Here is a 21,005-nt window from a genome sequence, read left to right as displayed (position 1 = left end):
CCGATTGCGGCGGTCCCACTTCTGCGGTGCCGTCTGGGTGCAAGTCCCTAAGGCCGGGCCAGGTCAGGTGGCCGGCGCAGCCGCCGCCGGTAGGGCAGCGGCCGGCGCAGCGGCAGCCGCGGCCGGGCCGGCGCCCTGAGCTGCCTGCATGATGGTCGGCATCAGCACGCCCTTGAGCAGGTCAATGGCCTGGCTGGCGCCGAGCTGGTTGGCGGTGCTCATCAAGTCGCTGAAGAGCCCGCCGCTACCGCCGCTGCTCGTCGCCGCTGGCGCGGCACCGAGCGACGGATCGCCGAGGATCGGGTAGGTCCCGCCGGCACCAGGGTCCAGTCCGATCGGCGCGCCGATCGGCACTTCACCGGGAGCGGGCAGGGCTGCGCCGGTACCAGCCGGGCTGGTCAGCGACGGATCGATGCCGGCCGGGCTGGTCAGCCCCGGGGTGGCCAGCGTCGGATCGGTCAGCGCGGGGTCCGTCAGCGATGGAGCCGCCCCGGGTGTCGTCACGCCGGGCGTCGCGCCCGGGGTGGTCAGGCCCGGAGTGGTGGCGCCCGGAGTGGTCAGACCGGGGGCGGTGGCGCCCGGGGTGGTCAGGCCCGGGGCGGTGGCGCCCGGAGTGGTCAGACCGGGGGCGGTGGCGCCCGGAGTGGTCAGGCCCGGGGCGGTGGCGCCCGGAGTGGTCAGGCCCGGGGTGGTGAGTCCGGGGGTGGTTGCACCAGGTGTCGTCAGGCCGGGCGTCGTCACCCCGGGCGTTGTCAGGCCCGGTGAGGTGAGGCCCGGACTGGTCAGACCAGGCGAAGTCAGGCTCGGGTTACTGGTACCGGTAAGGCTCGGCACCGGCGGCAGGTTGACGCCGAATTGCGACAGGCCCTGCGACAGGGCGGACATCAGCTCGTTAGGCAGGTCGGTCATTACCGCTGCCCGGACGAAGTCGTGATGCTCGGCGGCGGGCTGGGTGTCCAGGTCGCAAAAAGCAACATAGGCAAATGGACTTGCGACGGCCAGGGCGGCGACTGCGCTCAGGGCTGTCGAGAGCTTGCGTCGACGTCGGTTCGGCACGGAAGTCTCCTCAATCTGGATTACAGGTCGCGGTCCCATGCCGATGACGCGGGCACGGTGCCGTGTGGTCAGGCCACGTGATCGATGGTACTGGCGTGATTAGTGAGGCTAGTGTGACGAGATCGAATTGTGAGCCAATCGCGACCTTCGTCACCCGATGGGCGCTCATTCCCCATACGCGACGCTGGTATCGGCGTCTGTGCGGAAATAAGTTGACCAGAAACCGCGAGAAACCGCCCGCCAACGCCGCCGCGAGGCAGGCTGCGCTCGCGCGGTCGGATACCCTAGGCAACCGATGACCGCTCGTTTCGACCTCTTCGTCGTCGGCTCCGGATTCTTCGGCCTGACGATTGCCGAGCGCGTGGCAACCCAGCTCGACAAGCGTGTCCTGGTCCTCGAGAAGCGCCCCCATATCGGCGGCAACGCCTACTCCGAGGCCGAGGAGCAGACCGGTATCGAGGTCCACAAGTACGGTGCACACCTGTTCCATACCTCCAACAAGCGGGTGTGGGATTACGTGCGGCAGTTCACCGAGTTCACCGGTTACCAGCATCGGGTGTTCGCGATGCATGACGGGCAGGCCTACCAGTTCCCGATGGGGCTGGGTCTGGTGTGCCAGTTCTTCGGCAGATACTTCACGCCCGACCAGGCGCGCGAGCTGATCGCCGAGCAGGCCGCCGAGATCAACACCGCCGATGCGCAAAACCTCGAGGAGAAGGCGATCTCGTTGATCGGGCGCCCGCTCTACGAGGCATTCGTCAAGGGCTACAACGCCAAGCAGTGGCAGACGGATCCCAAGGAGCTGCCCGCGTCGATCATCACTCGGCTGCCGGTGCGTTACACCTTCGACAACCGCTACTTCAACGACACCTACGAAGGTCTGCCGGTCGACGGCTACACGGCGTGGTGCCAGAACATGGCCGCCGATGAGCGTATCGAGGTCAGGCTGAACACCGACTGGTTCGACGTCCGTGAAGAACTGCGCGCCGCCAGCCCGGACGCCCCCGTGGTCTACACCGGCCCGCTGGACCGTTACTTCGACTACAGCGAAGGCCGGTTAGGTTGGCGCACTTTGGATTTCGAGGTCGAGGTGTTGCCGACCGGAGATTTCCAGGGCACTTCGGTGATGAACTACAACGACATCGACGTGCCCTATACCCGTATCCACGAGTTCCGCCATTTTCACCCCGAGCGCGACTACCCCACCGATCGGACGGTGATCATGCGGGAGTACTCCCGGTTCGCCGCCGACGACGACGAGCCCTACTATCCGATCAACACCGAGGCCGACCGCGCGGTACTGGCCGCCTACCGGGCCAGGGCGAAGGCCGAAACCGCCTCGTCGAAGGTGTTGTTCGGCGGACGGCTCGGCAGCTATCAATACTTGGACATGCACATGGCTATTGCCAGCGCGCTGAACATGTACGACAACGTGCTCGTGCCGCATCTACGCGATGGGCTGCCGCTAGCCGAAGGCAACAAGAATGAGTGAAACCGCCGTGAGCCTGCTGGCCCGTGTCATCCTGCCGCGCCCGGGCGAACCACTCGACGTGCGCAAGCTCTACCTGGAGGAGTCGACGACCAACTCCCGGCGCGCACATGCGACGGCCCGCACCGCGCTGCAAATCGGCGCCGAGTCCGAGGTGTCGTTCGCGACCTATTTCAACGCATTCCCGGCCAGTTACTGGCGGCGATGGACCACGCTCACGTCGGTGGTGCTGCGCGCCGAGTTGACCGGCGCCGGGCGGGTCGATGTGTATCGGACCAAGGCGACCGGCGCACGCATCTTTGTGGAAGGCCGGGGATTCGCCAGCACCGACGACCAGCCGGTGACGCTCGAATTCCCAGTGGCGCTAACGCCATTCGAGGACGGCGGATGGATCTGGTTCGACATCACCACTGACACCGACGTCACGCTGTGCAGTGCAGGCTGGTACGCGGCGGAGCCCGCGCCCGGCGTCGCCAACATCGCCGTCGGCATCCCGACCTTCAACCGGCCGGCCGACTGCGTCAACGCGCTGCGCGACCTCACCTCCGATCCCCTGGTGGACGAAGTGGTCGGCGCGGTGATTGTTCCGGACCAGGGCGCCGCGAAAGTCCGCGAGCACCCGGATTTCGCCGCCGCCGCCGCGCCGCTGGGCAATCGGCTGTCCATCCATGACCAGCCCAACCTCGGCGGCTCCGGAGGATACAGCCGGGTGATGTATGAGGCGCTGAAAAATACTGACTGCCAACAGATCCTGTTCATGGACGACGACATCCGGCTCGAACCAGACACCATTCTGCGGGTGCTCGCGATGCATCGGTTCGCCAAGACACCGATGTTGGTCGGCGGTCAGATGCTCAACCTGCAGGAGCCGTCGCACCTGCACATCATGGGCGAGGTGGTGGATCGGGACAACTTCATGTGGACCGCGGCGCCCTATACCGAATACGACCACGACTTCGCCAAATATCCACTGAGCGACAACAATCCACGCAGCAACCTGCTCCACCGTCGCATCGACGTCGACTACAACGGCTGGTGGACGTGCATGATCCCGCGGCAGGTCGCCGAGGAGCTGGGCCAGCCGTTGCCGCTGTTCATCAAATGGGATGACGCCGACTACGGGCTGCGCGCCGCCGAGCACGGCTATCCCACCGCCACGTTGCCCGGCGCGGCGATCTGGCACATGGCGTGGAGCGACAAGGACGACGCGATCGACTGGCAGGCCTATTTTCATCTGCGCAACCGGCTGGTGGTCGCGGCGATGCACTGGGATCACGACGTCACGGGTTTGGTACGCAGCCACCTCAAGGCGACGCTCAAACACCTTGCCTGCATGGAATATTCGACGGTAGCGATTCAGAACAAGGCCATCGACGACTTCCTTGCCGGCCCGGAGCACATCTTCTCGATCCTGGAAAGTGCGATGCCGGAGGTGCGCCGCATCCGCAACGCATATCCCGACGCGGTGGTGTTGCCGTCGTCGGACAAGCTGCCTGCGCCATCGCGGCGCAACCGCGAGATGAGGCCGCCGGTGCATCCGTTGGCCATCGGGTATCGGCTGACCCGCGGAACGCTGCACCAACTCCAGCGAGCAGACCCAGAGCATCATTGGCGCCCGCAGCTGAACGTGCCCACTCAGGACGCCCGGTGGTTTCGGCTGTGCACGCTCGACGGTGCCACCGTCACCACCGCCGACGGCCGCGGCGTCGTCTACCGGCAGCGCGACCGCGCCAAGATGTTCGCGTTGTTGTGGCAGTCGCTGCGCCGTCAGCGCCTGCTACTCACCCGTTTCGGCCAGATGCGCCGCATCTACCGGGAGGCGCTGCCGGTGCTGTCCAGCAAGCAGAAGTGGGAGACGGTGCTTCTGCCGGCTCCGCACAACGCGCCGGGCCATGGCCGACATCGCGGCTGAGTCGGCACTGCCACGAGGCGAAGTGGCTGTGTTGGTGGCGATTCAGTCGGCGCTGGCCGAGCGTCGCGGGGTACTGGCGGCGGCGCGGGGCCTGTCACATTTCGGTGAGCACAGCATCGGCTGGCTGGTGGTCTCGGCCATCGGTGCGATTGTGCAGCCGGCCCGGCGCCGGGCCTGGCTGCTGGCCGGCGCCGGGGCGTTCGTCGCGCATGCGACCGCCGTACTGATCAAGCGTGTGGTGCGCCGTCCCCGCCCGGATCACCCGTCGGTCGCGGTAAACGTCGGCACCCCAAGCCAATTGAGCTTCCCATCGGCGCACGCCACCTCGACCACGGCGGCCAGCATCCTGCTGGCCAGGGCCACCGGGGCGCCGCTGCCGTTCATGCTGGTTCCGCCGATGGCGCTCTCCCGGGTGTTGCTCGGCGTGCATTACCCCAGCGACGTGGCCATCGGCGTCGCGGTGGGCGCGGCCGTCGCCGCCATCGCCGCGCGGATCGACCGCCGGTTTCCAGCTGCGGCAGGCGGGCGGCCGTCGTGAGTGAGGATGTGGTGCCGGTGACCGGGCCGCCGGCCAACCTGATCGTCGGTGTGGTCAAGGCGATCCGCCCGCGGCAATGGGTGAAGAACCTGCTGGTGCTGGGCGCGCCGCTGGCGGCGCTGGGTACCGACGTCCGCTACGACTACCTCGACGTGCTGGGCAAGGTGGCCGTCGCGTTCGCGGTGTTCTGCCTGGCGGCCTCGTCGGTGTATCTGATCAACGATGTTCGCGACGTGGAAGCCGACCGCGAGCATCCCACCAAACGGTTCCGGCCGATCGCCGCCGGTGTGGTGCCCGAATGGCTGGCCTACACCCTGGCGGCGGTATTAGGAGTGGCCTCGCTGGTCGTCTCCTGGTGGCTGACCCCGAACCTGGCGCTGGTGATGGCCGTCTATCTCGCCATGCAGCTGGCGTATTGCTTCGGGCTGAAACACCAAGCGGTGATTGACATCTGCATCGTCTCGTCGGCGTATTTGCTGCGCGCCATCGCCGGCGGCGCGGCCACCGGCATCCACCTGTCACAGTGGTTCTTGCTGGCCGCGGCTTTCGCCTCACTGTTCATGGTGGCCGGGAAGCGTTACGCCGAACTGCATTTGGCCGAACGCACCGGCGCCAAGATCCGCAAATCGTTGGAGAGTTACACCAGCACGTATCTGCGGTTCGTCTGGACCATGTCGGCAACCGCGCTGGTGGTGTGCTACGGGCTGTGGGCTTTCGAGCGTGACCGCTACTCGGGCTCGTGGTTCGCGGTGTCGATGGTCCCGTTCACCATCGCGATTCTGCGCTACGCGGTCGACGTCGACGGCGGGCTGGCGGGCGAACCCGAAGACATCGCGTTGCGTGACCGGGTGTTGCAGCTGCTGTTCCTGGTTTGGATCGGAACCGTCGGTGCTGCGGCTATCTTCGGCTAACCCGGCGGTCTCTTCCTCTCGCCGGCCCGTGACCAGGCCGGCTGGGTGGCCGGCATTCCCGTACGACACCACGGCTCGGGTCAGTCTGTGGGTGAGCGTGGCCGTCGTCGCTGTGCTGTTCGGTTGGGGTGCCTGGCAGCGGCGCTGGATCGCCGACGACGGGCTGATCGTGTTGCGCACCGTGCGTAATCTGTTGGCCGGCAACGGCCCTGTGTTCAATCCGGGCGAGCGGGTGGAGGCCAACACCTCAGTGGTGTGGACCTACCTGGTGTATTTGGCAAGCTGGCTCAGCGGCCCGATGCGGCTGGAGTATGTCGCGCTGGTTTTGGCGTTGGTGCTCAGCGTTTCAGGTCTCGCGCTGCTGATGCTGGGCACGGGCCGGCTGTACGCCCCCAGCCTGGTGGGTCGCCGCGCCGTTGTGTTGCCTGCGGGTGCGCTGGTCTACATCGCGGTGCCGCCGGCGCGTGATTTCGCCACGTCCGGGCTCGAAAGTGGGCTGGTGATGTCCTATCTCGGGCTGCTCTGGTGGATGATGGTCTGCTGGTCGCAGGCGTTGCGGATTCGTCCGTCCGGTCGGGTGTTCACCGCCGCGTTGGCGTTCGTTGCCGGGTGCAGTGTCCTGGTGCGCCCGGAGCTGGCCCTGATCGGCGGGCTGGCCTTGATCATGATGCTGGTCGCCGAACGGGGCTGGCGGCGCCGGGTGCTGATCGTGGTGGCCGGCGGGCTGTTTCCGGTGGGCTATGAGATCTTCCGGATGGGCTACTACGGGCTGCTGGTCCCCGGTACCGCGCTGGCCAAGGATGCGGCGGGCGACAAGTGGTCGCAGGGCGTGATCTATCTGTCCAACTTCAACCGGCCATACCTGCTGTGGGTGCCTGCGATGCTGTTGACAGCACTTGCCCTGGTGCTGTTTTCGACTCGCACCTGGCCCTGGTGGACCCGTCATCGGCCCCCATCCGGATATGGGCAGCTGGCCCGCTCTGTGCAGAGTCCGGCTGCCGTCGTGGTCTTCTTCGTCCTCAGTGGGCTGCTGCAGGCGCTGTACTGGATTCGGCAGGGCGGAGATTTCATGCACGGCCGGGTTCTGCTGACGCCGCTGTTTTGTCTGCTCGCACCGGTGGCCGTGGTGCCCGTGGTGTTTCCCGGCGGGACCAGAATCTCGCGGGAAACGGGCTATTGGTTGGCCGGCGGGGTGAGCGCGCTGTGGCTGGCGGTTGCCGGTTGGTCGCTGTGGGCGGCGAACTCGCCCGGAATGGGCGACGACGCCACCCGGGTCACGTACTCGGGCATCGTCGACGAACGCCGGTTCTACGCCCAGGCGACCGGGCACGCGCACCCGCTGACCGCCGCCGACTACCTTGACTATCCGCGGATGCGTGCAGTTCTGGTGGCGCTCAACAACACTCCGGAGGGCGCATTGTTACTGCCGTCCGGCAACTACGATCAGTGGGATCTCGTGCCGGTGATCCCACCGTCGCCGTCGCGGCCGTACATACCTGACCCTCTTGGCGCGCCGCGCCCGCCCGCCCCATCCCGCGCGCCTCAAAAAGGCCCGCACACAGTCTTTTTCACCAACCTCGGCATGCTGGGCATGAATGTCGGCCTGGATGTCCGGGTGATCGACCAAATCGGGTTGGCGAACCCGATCGCCGCGCACACGGCCCGTTTGCAGCACGGACGGATCGGTCATGACAAGAACCTCTTCCCGGACTGGGTGATCGCCGACGGCCCATGGGTCAAGTGGTATCCGGGCGTTCCCGGATACCTCGACGCGCAGTGGGTCGCTCAGGCCGAGGCGGCTCTGCGGTGCCAGGGAACCCAGGCGGTACTGAACTCGGTACGCGGCCCGATGAACTTGCACCGGTTTGTTTCGAATTTCCTGCACTCGTTTGAGTTCACCCGGTACCGAATCGACCGCGTCCCGCGATACGAACTGATCAGATGTGGCCTGCAGGTCCCCGAATCCGGCCGTCCTCCCTACACCGGCCTGCCTGCCGCCGGACCGTGAGAATTCACAAGAATTTTCTCACCCGTCCAACGGGGCAGCGCACCCAGCCGATACCGTTCGCCCAGCAACGCCGAATATGCCTGCTTACCGGGGTACAACCCCTCGTCGAGACGTTTGCGGTGCGGCGAGCCGCCGCGGTGCCGGGCGCCCCGAGAGCCGACTGATGGCGCGGTGATGGCCCACTCCCAAGATGAGAGCACGCCCCAAGGTGTGGTTGACTACACGGGCACATCTGCGCCTGGCGCATCTGGCGCATGCAGTCCGACCCAAACATTAAGGTGGGCCCGACAAAGGATGAGGAAGCAAGAATGAAGCTTGTTGACAGGTTTCGCGGCGCGGCAATGAGGATGCCGCGCCGACTCCTGATAGGGGCCGTCGGGGCGGCCCTGCTGCCGGGGTTGATCGGTGTCGTGGGCCAGCCCGCGACCGCGGGAGCGTTCTCCCGGCCCGGTCTGCCGGTCGAATACCTGCAGGTGCCCTCGGCAGCGATGGGCCGCAACATCAAGATCCAGTTCCAAAGCGGCGGAGCCAACTCGCCCGCCGTGTACATGCTCGACGGACTGCGGGCGCAGGACGACTACAACGGCTGGGACATCAACACCCCGGCGTTCGAGTGGTACTACCAGTCCGGCCTGTCGATGGTCATGCCGGTCGGCGGGCAGTCCAGCTGGTACACCGACTGGTACAGCCCGGCGTGTGGCAAGGCGGGCTGCTCCACCTACAAGTGGGAGACCTTCCTGACCAGCGAGCTGCCGCAGTACCTGCAGGCCAACAAGCAGGTCAAGCCCACCGGCAGCGCCGCAGTCGGCCTGTCGATGGCCGGGGCGTCGGCGCTGAACCTGGCGAACTACCACCCGGACCAGTTCATCTACGCCGGCGCGATGTCGGGCCTGATGGACCCCTCCCAGGGGATGGGGCCGTCGCTGATCAACCTGGCGATGGGTGACGCCGGCGGCTATAAGGCCAAGGACATGTGGGGCCCGAAGGAGGACCCGGCCTGGCAGCGCAACGACCCACTGCTGAACGTCGGCAAGACGGTGGCCAACAACACCCGGTTGTGGGTCTACTGCGGCAACGGCAAGCCGTCCGAGCTCGGTGGCGACAACCTGCCGGCGAAATTCCTCGAGGGCTTCGTGCGGACCAGCAACATCAAGTTCCAGGACGCCTACAACGCGGGCGGCGGTCACAACGCGGTGTTCAACTTCCCGGAGAGCGGCACGCACAGCTGGGAGTACTGGGGCGCACAGCTGAACGCCATGAAGCCCGACCTGCAGCGGGTGCTGGGTGCGACACCGGGCGCGGGCCCGGCCGCCCCGGCCGCCTCTCCTGCCGGTCAGCACACCTAAGGGTTGCAGTAACACGACTAACGGCGACGACCTTGCGGGGTCGTCGCCGTTAGCCGTTTCCGGCGTCCGGTTTCCCGCGGTGTGGTTAGCTACCTTGCGGAACCGGGGCCATCGCTTGGTGGTTGAGCGATTGACGAGTGAGGTGGTTATGAGAGGTCTGTCGATGCTGTCACGCCTGCTGTGCGCCGCCGTGTTGACGGTCGGGGTCGGGGGCATCACCGCCGCCAACGTCGGCTCGGCCCGCGCCGCGGGATACGAGTCGTTGATGGTTCCCTCCGGCGCGATGGGCCGTGACATTCCGGTGGCCTTCCTGGGTGGCGGCCCGCACGCGGTGTATCTGCTGGACGCATTCAACGCGGCCCCTGACGTCAGCAACTGGGTGACCGCGGGTAACGCGATGAACACCCTGTCCGGCAAGGGCATCTCGGTGGTGGCGCCGGCAGGCGGCGCCTTCAGCATGTACACCAACTGGGAGCAGGACGGCAGCAAGCAATGGGAGACGTTCCTGTCCAGCGAGCTGCCGGACTGGCTGGCGGCCAATAAGGGCCTGGCACCCGGGGGTCACGCTGCGGTCGGCGCCTCACAGGGCGGATACGGCGCCATGGCGCTGGCCACCTTCCACCCCGACCGGTTCGGCTTCGCCGGTTCGCTGTCCGGCTTCCTGTACCCGTCGGAGACCACCACCAACGGCGCCATCACCGCCGGCATGGCGCAATTCGGCGGGGTCGACACGCAAGGTATGTGGGGTGCGGCGCAGCTGGGCCGGTGGAAGTGGCACGACCCCTATGTGCACGCGTCGATGCTGGCGCAGAACAACTCCCGGATCTGGGTCTACAGCCCGGCCTACGGGGCTCCCAGTGACGCCGCGGCCATGATCGGCCAAGCCGACACGGCGATGGGCAACAACCGGATGTTCTACCAGCAGTACCGCAACGTCGGTGGGCACAACGGCCACTTCGATTTCCCGACCGGCGGGAGCAACGACTGGGGGGCGTGGTCCTCGCAGCTGGGCGCGATGTCCGGCGATATCGTCGGCGCCATCCGCTAACCGCGCCCGCGGTAGGTCGGTGCCGGCAGCCGGTACCGTGAAGCAGGGGTGCGACGGCCACTGCACGGCACGTCGACCGTGCAATCGACCGACTCTGCTAGCAGGAGACCATGGCTAAAAAGGCTGCTAATTCCCGGCGCAAACGCCGCCGCATCCTGGCGTTGATCGCCGCCGCCGCAACGGCACTCGTCGTCGGGCTGCTCATCTTCGCCGTGGTGTCCATTCTGCGGCAGCGGGAATCCCCGCCCACCGCGGTGCCGCCCAGCATCGTGCCGCCGACCAGCGGTTCGGCGCACCCGAAGAAACCGCGGCCCGCCTTCCAAGACGCCAGCTGCCCCGACGTGCAACTGATCTCGATTCCCGGCACCTGGGAGTCGTCACTGCAGAACAATCCGCTCAACCCGGTCGATTTCCCGAACGCGTTGTTGCTCAACGTCACCCGGCCGATCCGCGAGCAGTTCGACCCCAGCCGGGTCGAGGTCTATACGGTGCCCTACACCGCCCAGTTCCACAACCCGTTCAGCACCGACAACCAGATGTCCTACAACGACAGCCGCGCGGAGGGAACCCGCGCGGCTGTCAAGGCAATGACCGACATGAACAACAAGTGCCCGTTGACCAGCTATGTGCTCGTCGGCTTCTCGCAGGGCGCGGTGATCGCTGGGGACATCGCCAGCGACATTGGCAACGGCCGTGGACCGGTCGACGAGGATCTGGTGCTCGGTGTGACATTGATCGCAGACGGCCGTCGCCAGGACGGGGTCGGCAATGACATCGGTCCCAATCCACCGGGCCAGGGCGCCGAGGTCACACTGCACGAGGTACCCGTGCTGGCCGATCTCGGCCTGACCATGACGGGGGCGCGGCCGGGCGGTTTCGGGGCGCTCAACGCCCGCACCAACGAGATCTGCGCGGCGGGCGATCTGATCTGCGCCGCACCGCAGGAGGCGTTCAGCGTGGTCAACCTGCCCAAAACGCTGAACACCCTGGCCGGCGGCGCCGGCCAGCCTGTGCATGCGCTGTACGCCACCACGCAGTTCTGGAATTTGGATGGGCAGCCCGCCACCGAGTGGACCCTGCATTGGACGCACGATCTCATCGAAAACGCGCCGCATCCCAAGCACGGGTAACGGTTCCGTCAAGCGGTGCCTTTCGATTTGGTCCGCGCCGCAGCGCCCCTTAACATTAAGAGGAAAATAAGAAGAGCTGTGGTCGACTTTATCGAGTCGATGCGTTGCGGATTGCCCGGCTTGCTTCTGTACCATCTGTAAGGTTTGGCGTTCGGCGACGCGCGGCCGGCAGCAGTCCGGCCGCCCCCGACGGCGCAGCTCACACAGACTCAACCCAAGCAGTGCGGTGACAGGAGAAACCGGCAATGGCGTACCACAACCCGTTCGTCGTGAACGGAAAGATCAGGTTCCCCGAAAACGCCAACCTGGTCCGTCACGTCGAACGCTGGGCGTCGGTGCGCGGCGACAAGCTGGCCTACCGGTTTCTGGACTTCTCCACCGAACGCGACGGCGTCGCGCGCGACATCTCCTGGGCCGAGTTCGGCGCCCGTAACCGGGCGATCGGCGCGCGGCTGCAACAGGTCACCCAACCGGGCGACCGGGTCGCCATCCTGTGCCCGCAGAACCTCGACTACCTGGTGTCGTTCTTCGGCGTCCTGTACTCCGGTCGGATCGCGGTGCCGTTGTTCGACCCGAGCGAACCGGGCCACGTCGGCCGGCTGCACGCGGTGCTCGACGACTGCGCCCCCGCGGCGATCCTGACCACCACCGACTCCGCCGAGGGCGTCCGCAAGTTCTTCCGCAGCCGCCCCGCCAAGGAGCGGCCGCGTGTCATCGCCGTCGACGCGGTGCCCAACGACGTCGCCTCCACCTGGGAGATGCCGGTCGAGACCGTCGACACGATCGCCTACCTGCAATACACCTCAGGGTCGACCCGCACCCCGACCGGCGTCGAGATCAGCGCGCTGAACCTGGCTCACAACGTGGTTCAGGTGCTCAACTCCTTCGAGGGCAGGGAGGGCGACCGCGGGGTGACCTGGTTGCCGTTCTTCCACGACATGGGCCTGATCGCGATCATGCTGTCGCCGGTGCTCGGCTACCACAACACCTTCATGACGCCGGCTTCCGTTGTGCGCCGGCCCATTCGCTGGATGCGTGCGCTTGCCGGCACCGACGGCGACACCGGACCGACCTACTCCGTCGCGCCCAACTTCGCCTACGAGCACGCCGCGGTGCGTGGGTTGCCGAAGGAAGACGAGCCGCCGCTGGACCTGTCCAACGTCAAGGCGTTGCTCAACGGTAGCGAGCCGATCTCAGTGGCGTCGATGCGCAAGTTCACCGAGGCGTTCAAGCCGTTCGGTCTGGACGAAAAAGTGATGAAGCCGTGCTACGGGCTGGCTGAGGCGACGCTGTTCGTGTCGATCACCCCGATGGACGAGGGTCCCACGATCATCTATGTCGACCGGGACGAGCTGAACAATCACCGGTTCGTCGAGGTCGACAAGGATGCGCCCAACGCTGTCACGCAGGTCTCCGCCGGCAAGGTCGGTGTCGACGAGTGGGCGGTCATCGTCGACGCCGACACCGCCACCGAGCTGCCCGACGGCCAGATCGGCGAAATCTGGTTGCACGGCAACAACATGGGACTGGGCTACTGGAACCGCGAAAAAGAGAGCCAGGAGACCTTTAAGAACATCCTCAAGTCGCGGACCAGCCCGTCGCATGCCGAGGGCGCACCCGACGACGGGCTGTGGGTTCGCACCGGCGACTACGGGACGTACTACAAGGGCAACCTCTACATCACCGGCCGGGTGAAAGATCTCGTCATCATCGACGGTCGCAACCATTACCCGCAAGACCTGGAGTACTCGGCGCAGGAAGCCACCCGCGCGCTGCGCACCGGTTACGTGGCCGCATTCTCGGTGCCTGCCAACCAACTGCCCCAGGCCGTGTTCGACAACGCGCACGCCGGGCTGAAGTACGACCCCGAGGACACCTCCGAACAGCTGGTGATCGTGGGTGAGCGCGCGCCGGGAACGCACAAGCTGGACTACCAGCCGATCGCCGACGACATCCGCGCGGCCATCGCCGTCCGGCACGGAGTCACCGTGCGCGATGTGCTGCTGGTGCAGGCGGGATCGGTTCCGCGTACCTCCAGCGGCAAGATCGGGCGGCGCGCCTGCCGGGCGGCCTACATCGACGGCAGCTTGCGCAGCGGCACCTCATCCCCGAACGCCTTCCCCGACCAGGCGGACTGACCGTATGACTGATATCGACACCGATTCGGCACCAACCGACGGGGCGGTCAAGGCCGCCCGCACCGACATGAGCGTCCCCGAGATGCGGGCGTGGCTGCGCAACTGGGTCGCGAAAGCCACCGGGCAGTCGCCCGACACCATCAACGAGGCCACGCCGATGGTGGAGTTGGGTCTGTCCTCGCGCGACGCGGTGGCGATGGCCGCCGACATCGAGGACCGCACGGGTGTGACGGTGTCGATTGCCGCCGCGTTCGAGCATCCGACGATCGAATCGCTGGCCACCTGGATCGTCGAGGGCGACCCCGAGGAAGATACCGCGGACGCGGACGACTTTGACTGGACCCGCAGCGGGCCGGTCGAACGGGTCGACATCGCCGTGGTGGGCCTGGCCACCCGGTTCCCGGGCGATATGAACAGCCCCGAGGAGACCTGGCAGGCGCTGCTGGAGGGTCGCGACGCGATCACCGATCTGCCCGAGGGCCGCTGGTCGGAGTTCATGGAGGAGCCGCGGCTGGCCGAACTCATCAAGAAGGCCCGCACCCGCGGCGGCTACCTGAAAGACATCAAGGGCTTCGACTCCGAGTTCTTCGCGCTCTCGAAGACCGAAGCCGACAACATCGACCCGCAGCAGCGGATGGCGTTGGAGCTGACCTGGGAGGCGCTCGAGCACGCCCGCATCCCCGCGTCGAGCCTGCGCGGCGAGGCCGTCGGCGTCTATATCGGCACGTCCGTCGCCGACTACAGCTTCCTGGCGATGTCGGACCCGACCGTCACGCACCCCTATGCGATCACCGGGACGGCGAGTTCGATTGTCGCCAACCGCGTCTCGTACTTCTACGACTTCCACGGTCCGTCGGTGGCGATCGACACCGCCTGCTCGAGCTCGCTGGTCGCGGCCCACCAGGCGGTGCAGGCGCTGCGCAGCGGAGAGTGCGACGTGGCGGTCGCCGGCGGCGTCAACGCGCTGATCACCCCGGCGGTGACCCTCGGTTTCGACGAGATCGGCCAGGTGCTCGCGCCGGACGGCCGGATCAAGTCGTTCTCCTCCGACGCCGACGGCTACACCCGCTCCGAGGGCGGCGGGATGCTGGTGCTCAAGCGGGTCGACGACGCCCGTCGCGACGGCGACCAGATCCTGGCGGTGATCGCCGGCAGCGCGGTCAACCACGACGGCCGCTCCAACGGGCTGATCGCCCCCAACCCCGACGCGCAGGCCGACGTGCTGCGCCGGGCCTACAAGGACGCCGGCATCAACCCGCGCACCGTCGACTACATCGAGGCGCACGGCACCGGCACCGTGCTGGGTGACCCGATCGAGGCGCAGGCGCTGGGCCGGGTCGTGGGCCGCGGACGTCCGGCCGACAAGCCGGCGCTGCTGGGCGCGATCAAAACCAACATCGGACACCTGGAGTCGGCGGCCGGCGCGGCCAGCCTGGCCAAGATGGTGCTCGCGCTGCAGCACGACAAGTTGCCGCCGTCGATCAACTACGCCGGGCCCAACCCGTACATCGACTTCGACGCCTCGCATCTGAAAGTACTTGATACCGTTGCTGATTGGCCCCGCTACAGCGGCTATGCGATCGCGGGCGTGTCGAGCTTCGGGTTCGGTGGCGCCAACGCCCACCTGGTGCTGCGCGAAGTGCTGCCGCGCGACGTCATCGAGCGCGAGCCCGAACCGGAGTCGTCGGACGCGCCCGAAGCGCCCGCCGAGGAAAAGCATGTCGAGTATGTCGGCGGGGTGCGCTTCGACGAGTACGGCGAATTCATCGAGGAAGAAGGCGCTGTGCCGGCGGTCGAGACCGAACCCGAACTGCCCGGCATGACCGAGGAAGCCAAGCGGCTCAAAGAGGCAGCGGCCCAAGAGCTGGCGGCCTCCGAGCAGCCCACCCCGCTGGTGCCTCTGGCGGTGTCGGCGTTCTTGACGTCCCGTAAGAAGGCCGCCGCCGCGGAGCTCGCCGACTGGATGGAAAGCCCTGAAGGCCAGGCGTCGTCGCTGGAGTCGATCGGCCGATCGCTGTCGCGGCGCAATCACGGCCGCTCACGAGCGGTGGTGCTGGCTCATGACCATGAGGAAGCGATCAAGGGGCTGCGCGCGATCGCCGAAGGCAAGTCGCGGCCCAACGTGTACAGCGTTGACGGGCCGGTGACCAACGGCCCGGTGTGGGTGCTGGCCGGATTCGGTGCGCAGCACCGCAAGATGGGCAAGAACCTGTACCTGCGCAACCCGGTCTTCGCCGAGTGGATCGACAAGATCGACGCCCTGATCCAAGACGAGCGCGGCGTCTCCATTCTCGAGATGATCCTCGACGACGCGGTGGACTACACGGGCGACACCGTCGAATACCCCATTGAAGCCGTCCAACTGGTGATCTTCGCAATCCAGATCGCGCTGGGCGAGTTGCTCCGCCATCACGGCGCCAAACCCGCTGCGGTGGTTGGCCAGTCGCTGGGCGAACCGGGAGCCGCCTACTTCGCCGGCGGGCTCTCGCTGCGCGACACCGTCCGCATCATCGTCCCGCGCGCACGGCTGATGGGCGAGGGCGAGGCGATGCTTTTCGGTGAGTACATCCGGCTGATGGCGCTGGTGGAGTACTCCGCCGACGAGATCAAGACGGTCTTCGCCGACTTCCCGGATCTGGAGGTCTGCGTCTATGCCGCTCCGACTCAGACCGTGATCGGCGGGCCGCCCGAACAGGTCGACGCGATCATCGCCCGCTGTGAAGCCGAGGGCCGCTTCGCCCGCAAGTTCCAGACCAAGGGCGCCAGCCACACCGCGCAGATGGACCCGCTGCTCGGCGAGTTCACCGCGGACCTGCAGGGCATCCATCCCATGCCGCTGACCTGCGGTTACTTCTCCACCGTGCACGAGGGCAGCTACATCCGCCCCGGCGGTGAGCCGATCCACGACGTGGAGTACTGGAAGAAGGGCCTGCGGCATTCGGTGTATTTCACGCACGGCATCCGCAACGCTGTCGAGAGCGGCCACACCACGTTCTTGGAGCTCGCGCCCAACCCGGTGGCGTTGATGCAGGTCGGCTTGACCACCGCCGCCGCGGGTTTGCCTGATGCGCAACTGATTCCGACGCTGGCGCGCAAACAAGACGAGGTCGACGCGATGACCTCGGCGATGGCGCAGCTGTTCGTGTACGGGCACGACCTCGACGTGCGGACCCTGTTCAGCCGCGCGTCGGGACCCGAGGACTACGCGAACATCCCGCCGACCCGGTTCCGTCGCAAGGAGCATTGGCTGGACGCGCACTTCTCCGGTGACGCGTCGGTCATGATGCCCGGTAACCACGTCGCGACGCCCGATGGCCGGCACGTGTGGGAATACGCGCCCCGCGGCGAGACCGACCTGGCTGCCTTGGTGAAAGCGGCTGCGGCACAGGTGTTCCCGGATGCCCAGTTGACGGCTTCCGAGCAGCGGGCGGTGCCGGGCGACGGTGCCCGTCTGGTGACGACGCTGACGCGGCATCCCGGCGGGGCGGCCGTGCAGGTGCACGCCCGCATCGACGAGTCCTTCACGCTGGTCTACGACGCGCTGGTATCGCGGGCCGGGCAAGCCTCAGTGTTGCCGACGGCGGTCGGTGCGGGCGCCGCAGTCACGGCGACGGCTCCCGTTGTGGCCGCCGAGCCAGAGGTTGCCGAGCCCGAGGATGATGCCGGCACGCTGACCGACAGCCTCACCGCGCGGCAAATCAGTGGGGGCTTGCAGAGGTGGTCACCGGATTCCGGCGAAACCGTGCACGATCGGCTGGCCGCCATCGTGTCGATGGCCATGGGGTATGAGCCCGAGGATCTGCCATGGGAGGTGCCGCTGATCGAGCTGGGTCTCGACTCGATGATGGCGGTGCGGATCAAGAACCGCGTCGAGTACGACTTCGACCTGCCGCCGATCCAGCTGCAGGCCGTCCGCGACGCCAACCTCTACAACGTCGAGCAGCTGATCCTCTACGCGATCGAGCACCGCGACGAGGTCGAGCAGTTGCACGAGCACCAGAAGACGCAGACGGCCGAGGAGATCGCCAAGGAGCAGGCTGCGTTGCTGTCCGGCGCGACACCGGCTTCGGTGGTGGCGCCCGCGCCCGATCCGCAGGCGCCGCCGTCGGACGCCCCGATCCCGCCGCCGCCGACCAGGCCGGAAGGCCCTGCAGCACAACCGAACCTGGTCGCGGCCGCGCAGGCGCTCAACCAGCAGGCCGTCGCCGAAGCGCTGGGTTCCGATGTGCCGCCGCGTGATGCCGCTGAGCGGGTCACCTTTGCCACCTGGGCGATCGTCACCGGAAAGTCCCCGGGCGGCATCTTCAACCCGTTGCCCAAGCTGGACGACGACGCCGCAACCAAGATGGCGCAGCGGCTTTCCGAACGCGCTGAAGGACCGATCACCGCCGAGGACGTCAAAGCCGCCACCACTATCGAGGAGCTGGCGACCACGGTCCGCGAACATCTGGAGGCCGGTCAGATCGACGGCTTCGTGCGCACCCTGAGGGCGCGACCCGAGGGTTCCACCAAGCCGCCGGTATTCGTGTTCCATCCGGCCGGCGGGTCGACCGTGGTGTACGAGCCGCTGCTGAATCGCTTGCCGCCCGACATCCCGATGTACGGCCTCGAGCGCGTCGAAGGCACCATCGAGGAACGGGCCCGCCAGTACGTTCCCAAACTGCGCGAGCTGCAGGGAGACGGCCCGTTCATCCTCGTCGGCTGGTCGCTGGGCGGGGTGCTGGCCTACGCCTGCGCGATCGGGCTGAAGCAACAGGGTTGTGACGTGCCATTCGTCGGGCTCATCGACGCCGTGCGTGCCGGTGAGGAGATCCCGCAGACCAAGGAGGAGATCCGCAAGCGCTGGGAGCGCTACGCCCGCTTCGCGGAGCGGACCTTCAACGTCGAGATCCCCGAAATCCCTTACGAGCAACTCGAAGAACTCGACGACGAGGGTCAGGTCAAGTTCGTCCTGGAGGCGGTCAAACAGAGCGGCGTGCAGATCCCCGGCGGCATCATCGAGCACCAGCGCACGTCGTATCTGGACAACCGGGCGATCGACACCGCCCGAATCCAGCCCTACGACGGTCATGTCACGCTCTACATGGCCGACCGCTACCACGACGACGCGATCATGTTCGAGCCGCGTTACGCCACCCGCCAACCCGACGGCGGCTGGGGCGACTACGTCTCGGATTTGGAGATCGTGCACATCGGCGGAGAGCACATCCAGGCCATCGACGAGCCGATCATCGCCAAGGTCGGCGCGCATATGACCCAGGCACTCAACAAGATCGAAGCTGAGGAGAAAGCGGCCAGGTGACCACCAAGACCACGGCCGAACTGCTGGCCGAACTGCACGAAAAGCTGGAACTGGCCAAGGAACCCGGCGATCCGAAGGCGATCGCCAGGAGGGACAAGAAGGGCCTCCCGAGCGCCCGCGCCCGCGTCCACGAACTGGTGGACCCGGGCAGTTTTTTGGAGACCGGGGCGCTGGCCCGCACTCCCGGCGACCCCAACGCGCTCTACGGCGACGGCGTGGTCACCGGTCGCGCCACCATCAATGGTCGGCCGGTCGGGGTGTTCTCCACTGACCAGACCGTGTTTCAAGGCTCGGTGGGCGAGATGTTCGGCCGCAAGGTCGCGCATTTGATGGAGTGGTGCGCGATGGTGGCCTGCCCGATCATCGGCATCAACGACTCCGCGGGGGCTCGCATCCAGGACACCGCCACCTCGCTGGCCTGGTACGCCGAGCTGGGCCGCCGTCACGAGATGCTCTCCGGCTTGGTACCGCAGATCTCCATCATCCTGGGCAAATGCGCTGGGGGAGCGGTGTATTCGCCCATCCAGGACGACCTCCTGGTCGCGGTGCGTGACCAAGGCTACTTCTTCGTCACCGGTCCGGATGTGATCCAGGAAGTCACCGGTGAAGAGGTCAGTCTCGACGAGCTCGGCGGAGCCGACGCCCAGGCCCGCTACGGCAACATCCACCAGGTGGTCGAATCCGAGGCAGCGGCGTTCCAGTACGTGCGTGACTTCTTGTCGTTCCTGCCGTCGAACTGTTTCGACCGGCCGCCGATCGTCAACCCGGGGCTGGAGCCGGAGATCACGCCGACCGATCTGGAGCTCGACTCGATCGTGCCGGACTCCGACAACATGGCCTACGACATGCATGAGATCCTGCTGCGCATCTTCGACGACGGCGACTTCCTCGATGTCGCAGCGCAAGCCGGGCCGGCGATCATCACCGGGTATGCCCGCGTCGACGGGCGCCCGGTCGGGGTGGTGGCCAACCAGCCCATGCATCTGTCCGGCTCGATCGACAACGAGGCCTCCGACAAGGCGGCGCGGTTTGTCCGGTTCTGCGATGCGTTCGACATCCCGCTGGTGTTCGTCGTCGATACCCCGGGATTCCTGCCGGGTGTCCAGCAGGAGAAGAACGGCATCATCAAGCGCGGCGGACGATTCCTCTACGCGGTCGTCGAAGCCGACGTGCCCAAGGTGACGATCACGGTGCGCAAGTCCTACGGCGGCGCATACGCCGTGATGGGATCCCGGCAGCTGACGGCCGACTTCAACTTCGCGTGGCCCACCGCGCGTATCGCGGTGATCGGCGCGGAGGGGGCTGCGCAGCTGTTGATGAAGCGGTTCCCCGACCCCACCACGCCCGAGGCGCAGGCGATCAAGAAGGACTTCATCGAGGGCTACAACCTCAACATGGCAATCCCGTGGACCGCCGCCGAGCGCGGCTACATCGACGGGGTCATCGAACCGCACGACACCCGCCTGCTGCTGCGCAAGTCGCTGCACATATTGCGTGACAAGCAGTTGTATTGGCGCGTCGGCCGCAAGCACGGCCTGATCCCGGTCTAACCGGTGGGCAGGCAGACGGTGTCCATGACCATGTCGGCGATCGTCTGGCGCTTGGCGGTGAACAACGGCAACAGGTAGCCGATGTTGAAGATGATCGCGTCCAGGAAGTGTGCAAAATAGCGCACTATCGACCTGCCGAAGCCTATGGGCTGGCCGTCCCGTTCACCGACCACCTTGAACCTCAGCAGCGACTTGCCGATCGTCGAGCCGGTGGTCCCCTGGCGGTAGCCCCAGTTCCAGATGAAAAACGCCACCACCAGCAGATAAAGGAGCGGCTGGATAATGCGTTCCGGCGCCGAGCCGCCCGTCGCAGAGTCGATTAGGCCGACGATCACCCCGCAAGTGGCAGCGACTACAAGGAACAGAACGTAGTCGACGATCCAGGCCGCGACACGTCTGATCCACGGGGTATACGCGTCTTTCGGCAGCGTCCCAAGTACCCCGTGCGCTTCCCTCCACTGACGCCGGGCCTCGCCCGCCGCCGGTTGTTCGGTCATTGCCGCAAACTACGCGCGATGACTGCCGAGCGTGGAGTTATTGCACGCAAACGCGAAAAACCGTGCAACAACTCGACGTT

13 protein-coding genes are annotated in these 21,005 nt (G+C 66.6%); 11 read left to right on the top strand and 2 right to left on the bottom strand.

Translation table 11 applies throughout. The features are described 5' to 3' along the window. Positions 1 to 63: 63 nt before the first annotated feature. A complete protein-coding gene (locus AWC06_RS09635; RefSeq protein WP_085196875.1) occupies positions 64 to 1,056 on the bottom strand; it encodes a hypothetical protein in 993 nt (330 codons plus the stop codon). 295 nt (positions 1,057 to 1,351) lie between these two features. On the opposite strand from AWC06_RS09635, the gene glf reads away from it, so the two are divergent. The 11 genes from glf (at position 1,352) to AWC06_RS09580 (ending at position 20,428) form a co-directional block, all read left to right on the top strand. Then, positions 1,352 to 2,548: a UDP-galactopyranose mutase gene (gene glf, locus AWC06_RS09630; protein WP_085196788.1), complete on the top strand. Its 1,197-nt coding sequence runs from the start codon at positions 1,352 to 1,354 to the stop codon at positions 2,546 to 2,548. Beyond that, a complete protein-coding gene (locus AWC06_RS09625) occupies positions 2,541 to 4,457 on the top strand; it encodes a glycosyltransferase (RefSeq protein ID WP_085196786.1) in 1,917 nt (638 codons plus the stop codon). Before glf ends, AWC06_RS09625 begins: the two co-directional genes overlap by 8 nt. Next, positions 4,438 to 4,995 (top strand): phosphatase PAP2 family protein, encoded by a 558-nt coding sequence (locus AWC06_RS09620; RefSeq protein WP_085196784.1) that lies wholly within the window; start codon positions 4,438 to 4,440, stop codon positions 4,993 to 4,995. Before AWC06_RS09625 ends, AWC06_RS09620 begins: the two co-directional genes overlap by 20 nt. After that, positions 4,992 to 5,906 (top strand): decaprenyl-phosphate phosphoribosyltransferase, encoded by a 915-nt coding sequence (locus tag AWC06_RS09615; protein WP_085196782.1) that lies wholly within the window; start codon positions 4,992 to 4,994, stop codon positions 5,904 to 5,906. Before AWC06_RS09620 ends, AWC06_RS09615 begins: the two co-directional genes overlap by 4 nt. Continuing rightward, positions 5,884 to 7,914: a terminal beta-(1->2)-arabinofuranosyltransferase gene (gene aftB, locus AWC06_RS09610; protein ID WP_085196780.1), complete on the top strand. Its 2,031-nt coding sequence runs from the start codon at positions 5,884 to 5,886 to the stop codon at positions 7,912 to 7,914. Before AWC06_RS09615 ends, aftB begins: the two co-directional genes overlap by 23 nt. 308 nt (positions 7,915 to 8,222) lie before the next feature. After that, complete coding sequence (gene ag85A, locus AWC06_RS09605; RefSeq protein WP_085196778.1) at positions 8,223 to 9,260, top strand: diacylglycerol acyltransferase/mycolyltransferase Ag85A; 1,038 nt, start codon at positions 8,223 to 8,225, stop codon at positions 9,258 to 9,260. Between the two features lie 148 nt (positions 9,261 to 9,408). Continuing rightward, positions 9,409 to 10,308, top strand: a complete 900-nt coding sequence (locus tag AWC06_RS09600; RefSeq protein WP_085196776.1) for an esterase family protein — start codon at positions 9,409 to 9,411, stop codon at positions 10,306 to 10,308. Positions 10,309 to 10,418: 110 nt separating this feature from the next. After that, positions 10,419 to 11,438 carry a carboxylesterase Culp6 gene (gene culp6, locus AWC06_RS09595; protein WP_085196775.1) on the top strand — a complete coding sequence of 340 codons (1,020 nt, stop codon included), beginning with the start codon at positions 10,419 to 10,421 and terminating at the stop codon, positions 11,436 to 11,438. A gap of 245 nt (positions 11,439 to 11,683) precedes the next feature. Beyond that, positions 11,684 to 13,576, top strand: a complete 1,893-nt coding sequence (gene fadD32 / locus AWC06_RS09590) for a long-chain-fatty-acid--AMP ligase FadD32 (protein ID WP_085196774.1) — start codon at positions 11,684 to 11,686, stop codon at positions 13,574 to 13,576. A 67-nt stretch (positions 13,577 to 13,643) separates the two neighbouring features. Further along, positions 13,644 to 18,878, top strand: coding sequence for a polyketide synthase Pks13 (gene pks13, locus AWC06_RS09585; RefSeq protein WP_372458176.1), 5,235 nt, complete (start codon positions 13,644 to 13,646; stop codon positions 18,876 to 18,878). Beyond that, positions 18,875 to 20,428: an acyl-CoA carboxylase subunit beta gene (locus AWC06_RS09580; protein ID WP_085196770.1), complete on the top strand. Its 1,554-nt coding sequence runs from the start codon at positions 18,875 to 18,877 to the stop codon at positions 20,426 to 20,428. The genes pks13 and AWC06_RS09580 overlap by 4 nt, the downstream gene beginning before the upstream one ends. On the opposite strand, the gene AWC06_RS09575 is transcribed toward AWC06_RS09580, so the two are convergent. Further along, the gene (locus AWC06_RS09575; RefSeq protein ID WP_211281940.1) at positions 20,425 to 20,925 is read right to left on the bottom strand and encodes an RDD family protein; all 501 of its coding nucleotides are present in this window, start codon (positions 20,923 to 20,925) and stop codon (positions 20,425 to 20,427) included. The genes AWC06_RS09580 and AWC06_RS09575 overlap by 4 nt on opposite strands. Positions 20,926 to 21,005: the final 80 nt, after the last annotated feature.

The sequence above is a fragment of the Mycobacterium fragae genome (genome assembly GCF_002102185.1).
GTDB classification, from domain to species: Bacteria; Actinomycetota; Actinomycetes; order Mycobacteriales; family Mycobacteriaceae; genus Mycobacterium; species Mycobacterium fragae.
This window is presented reverse-complemented; position numbering and strand designations above follow the sequence as displayed.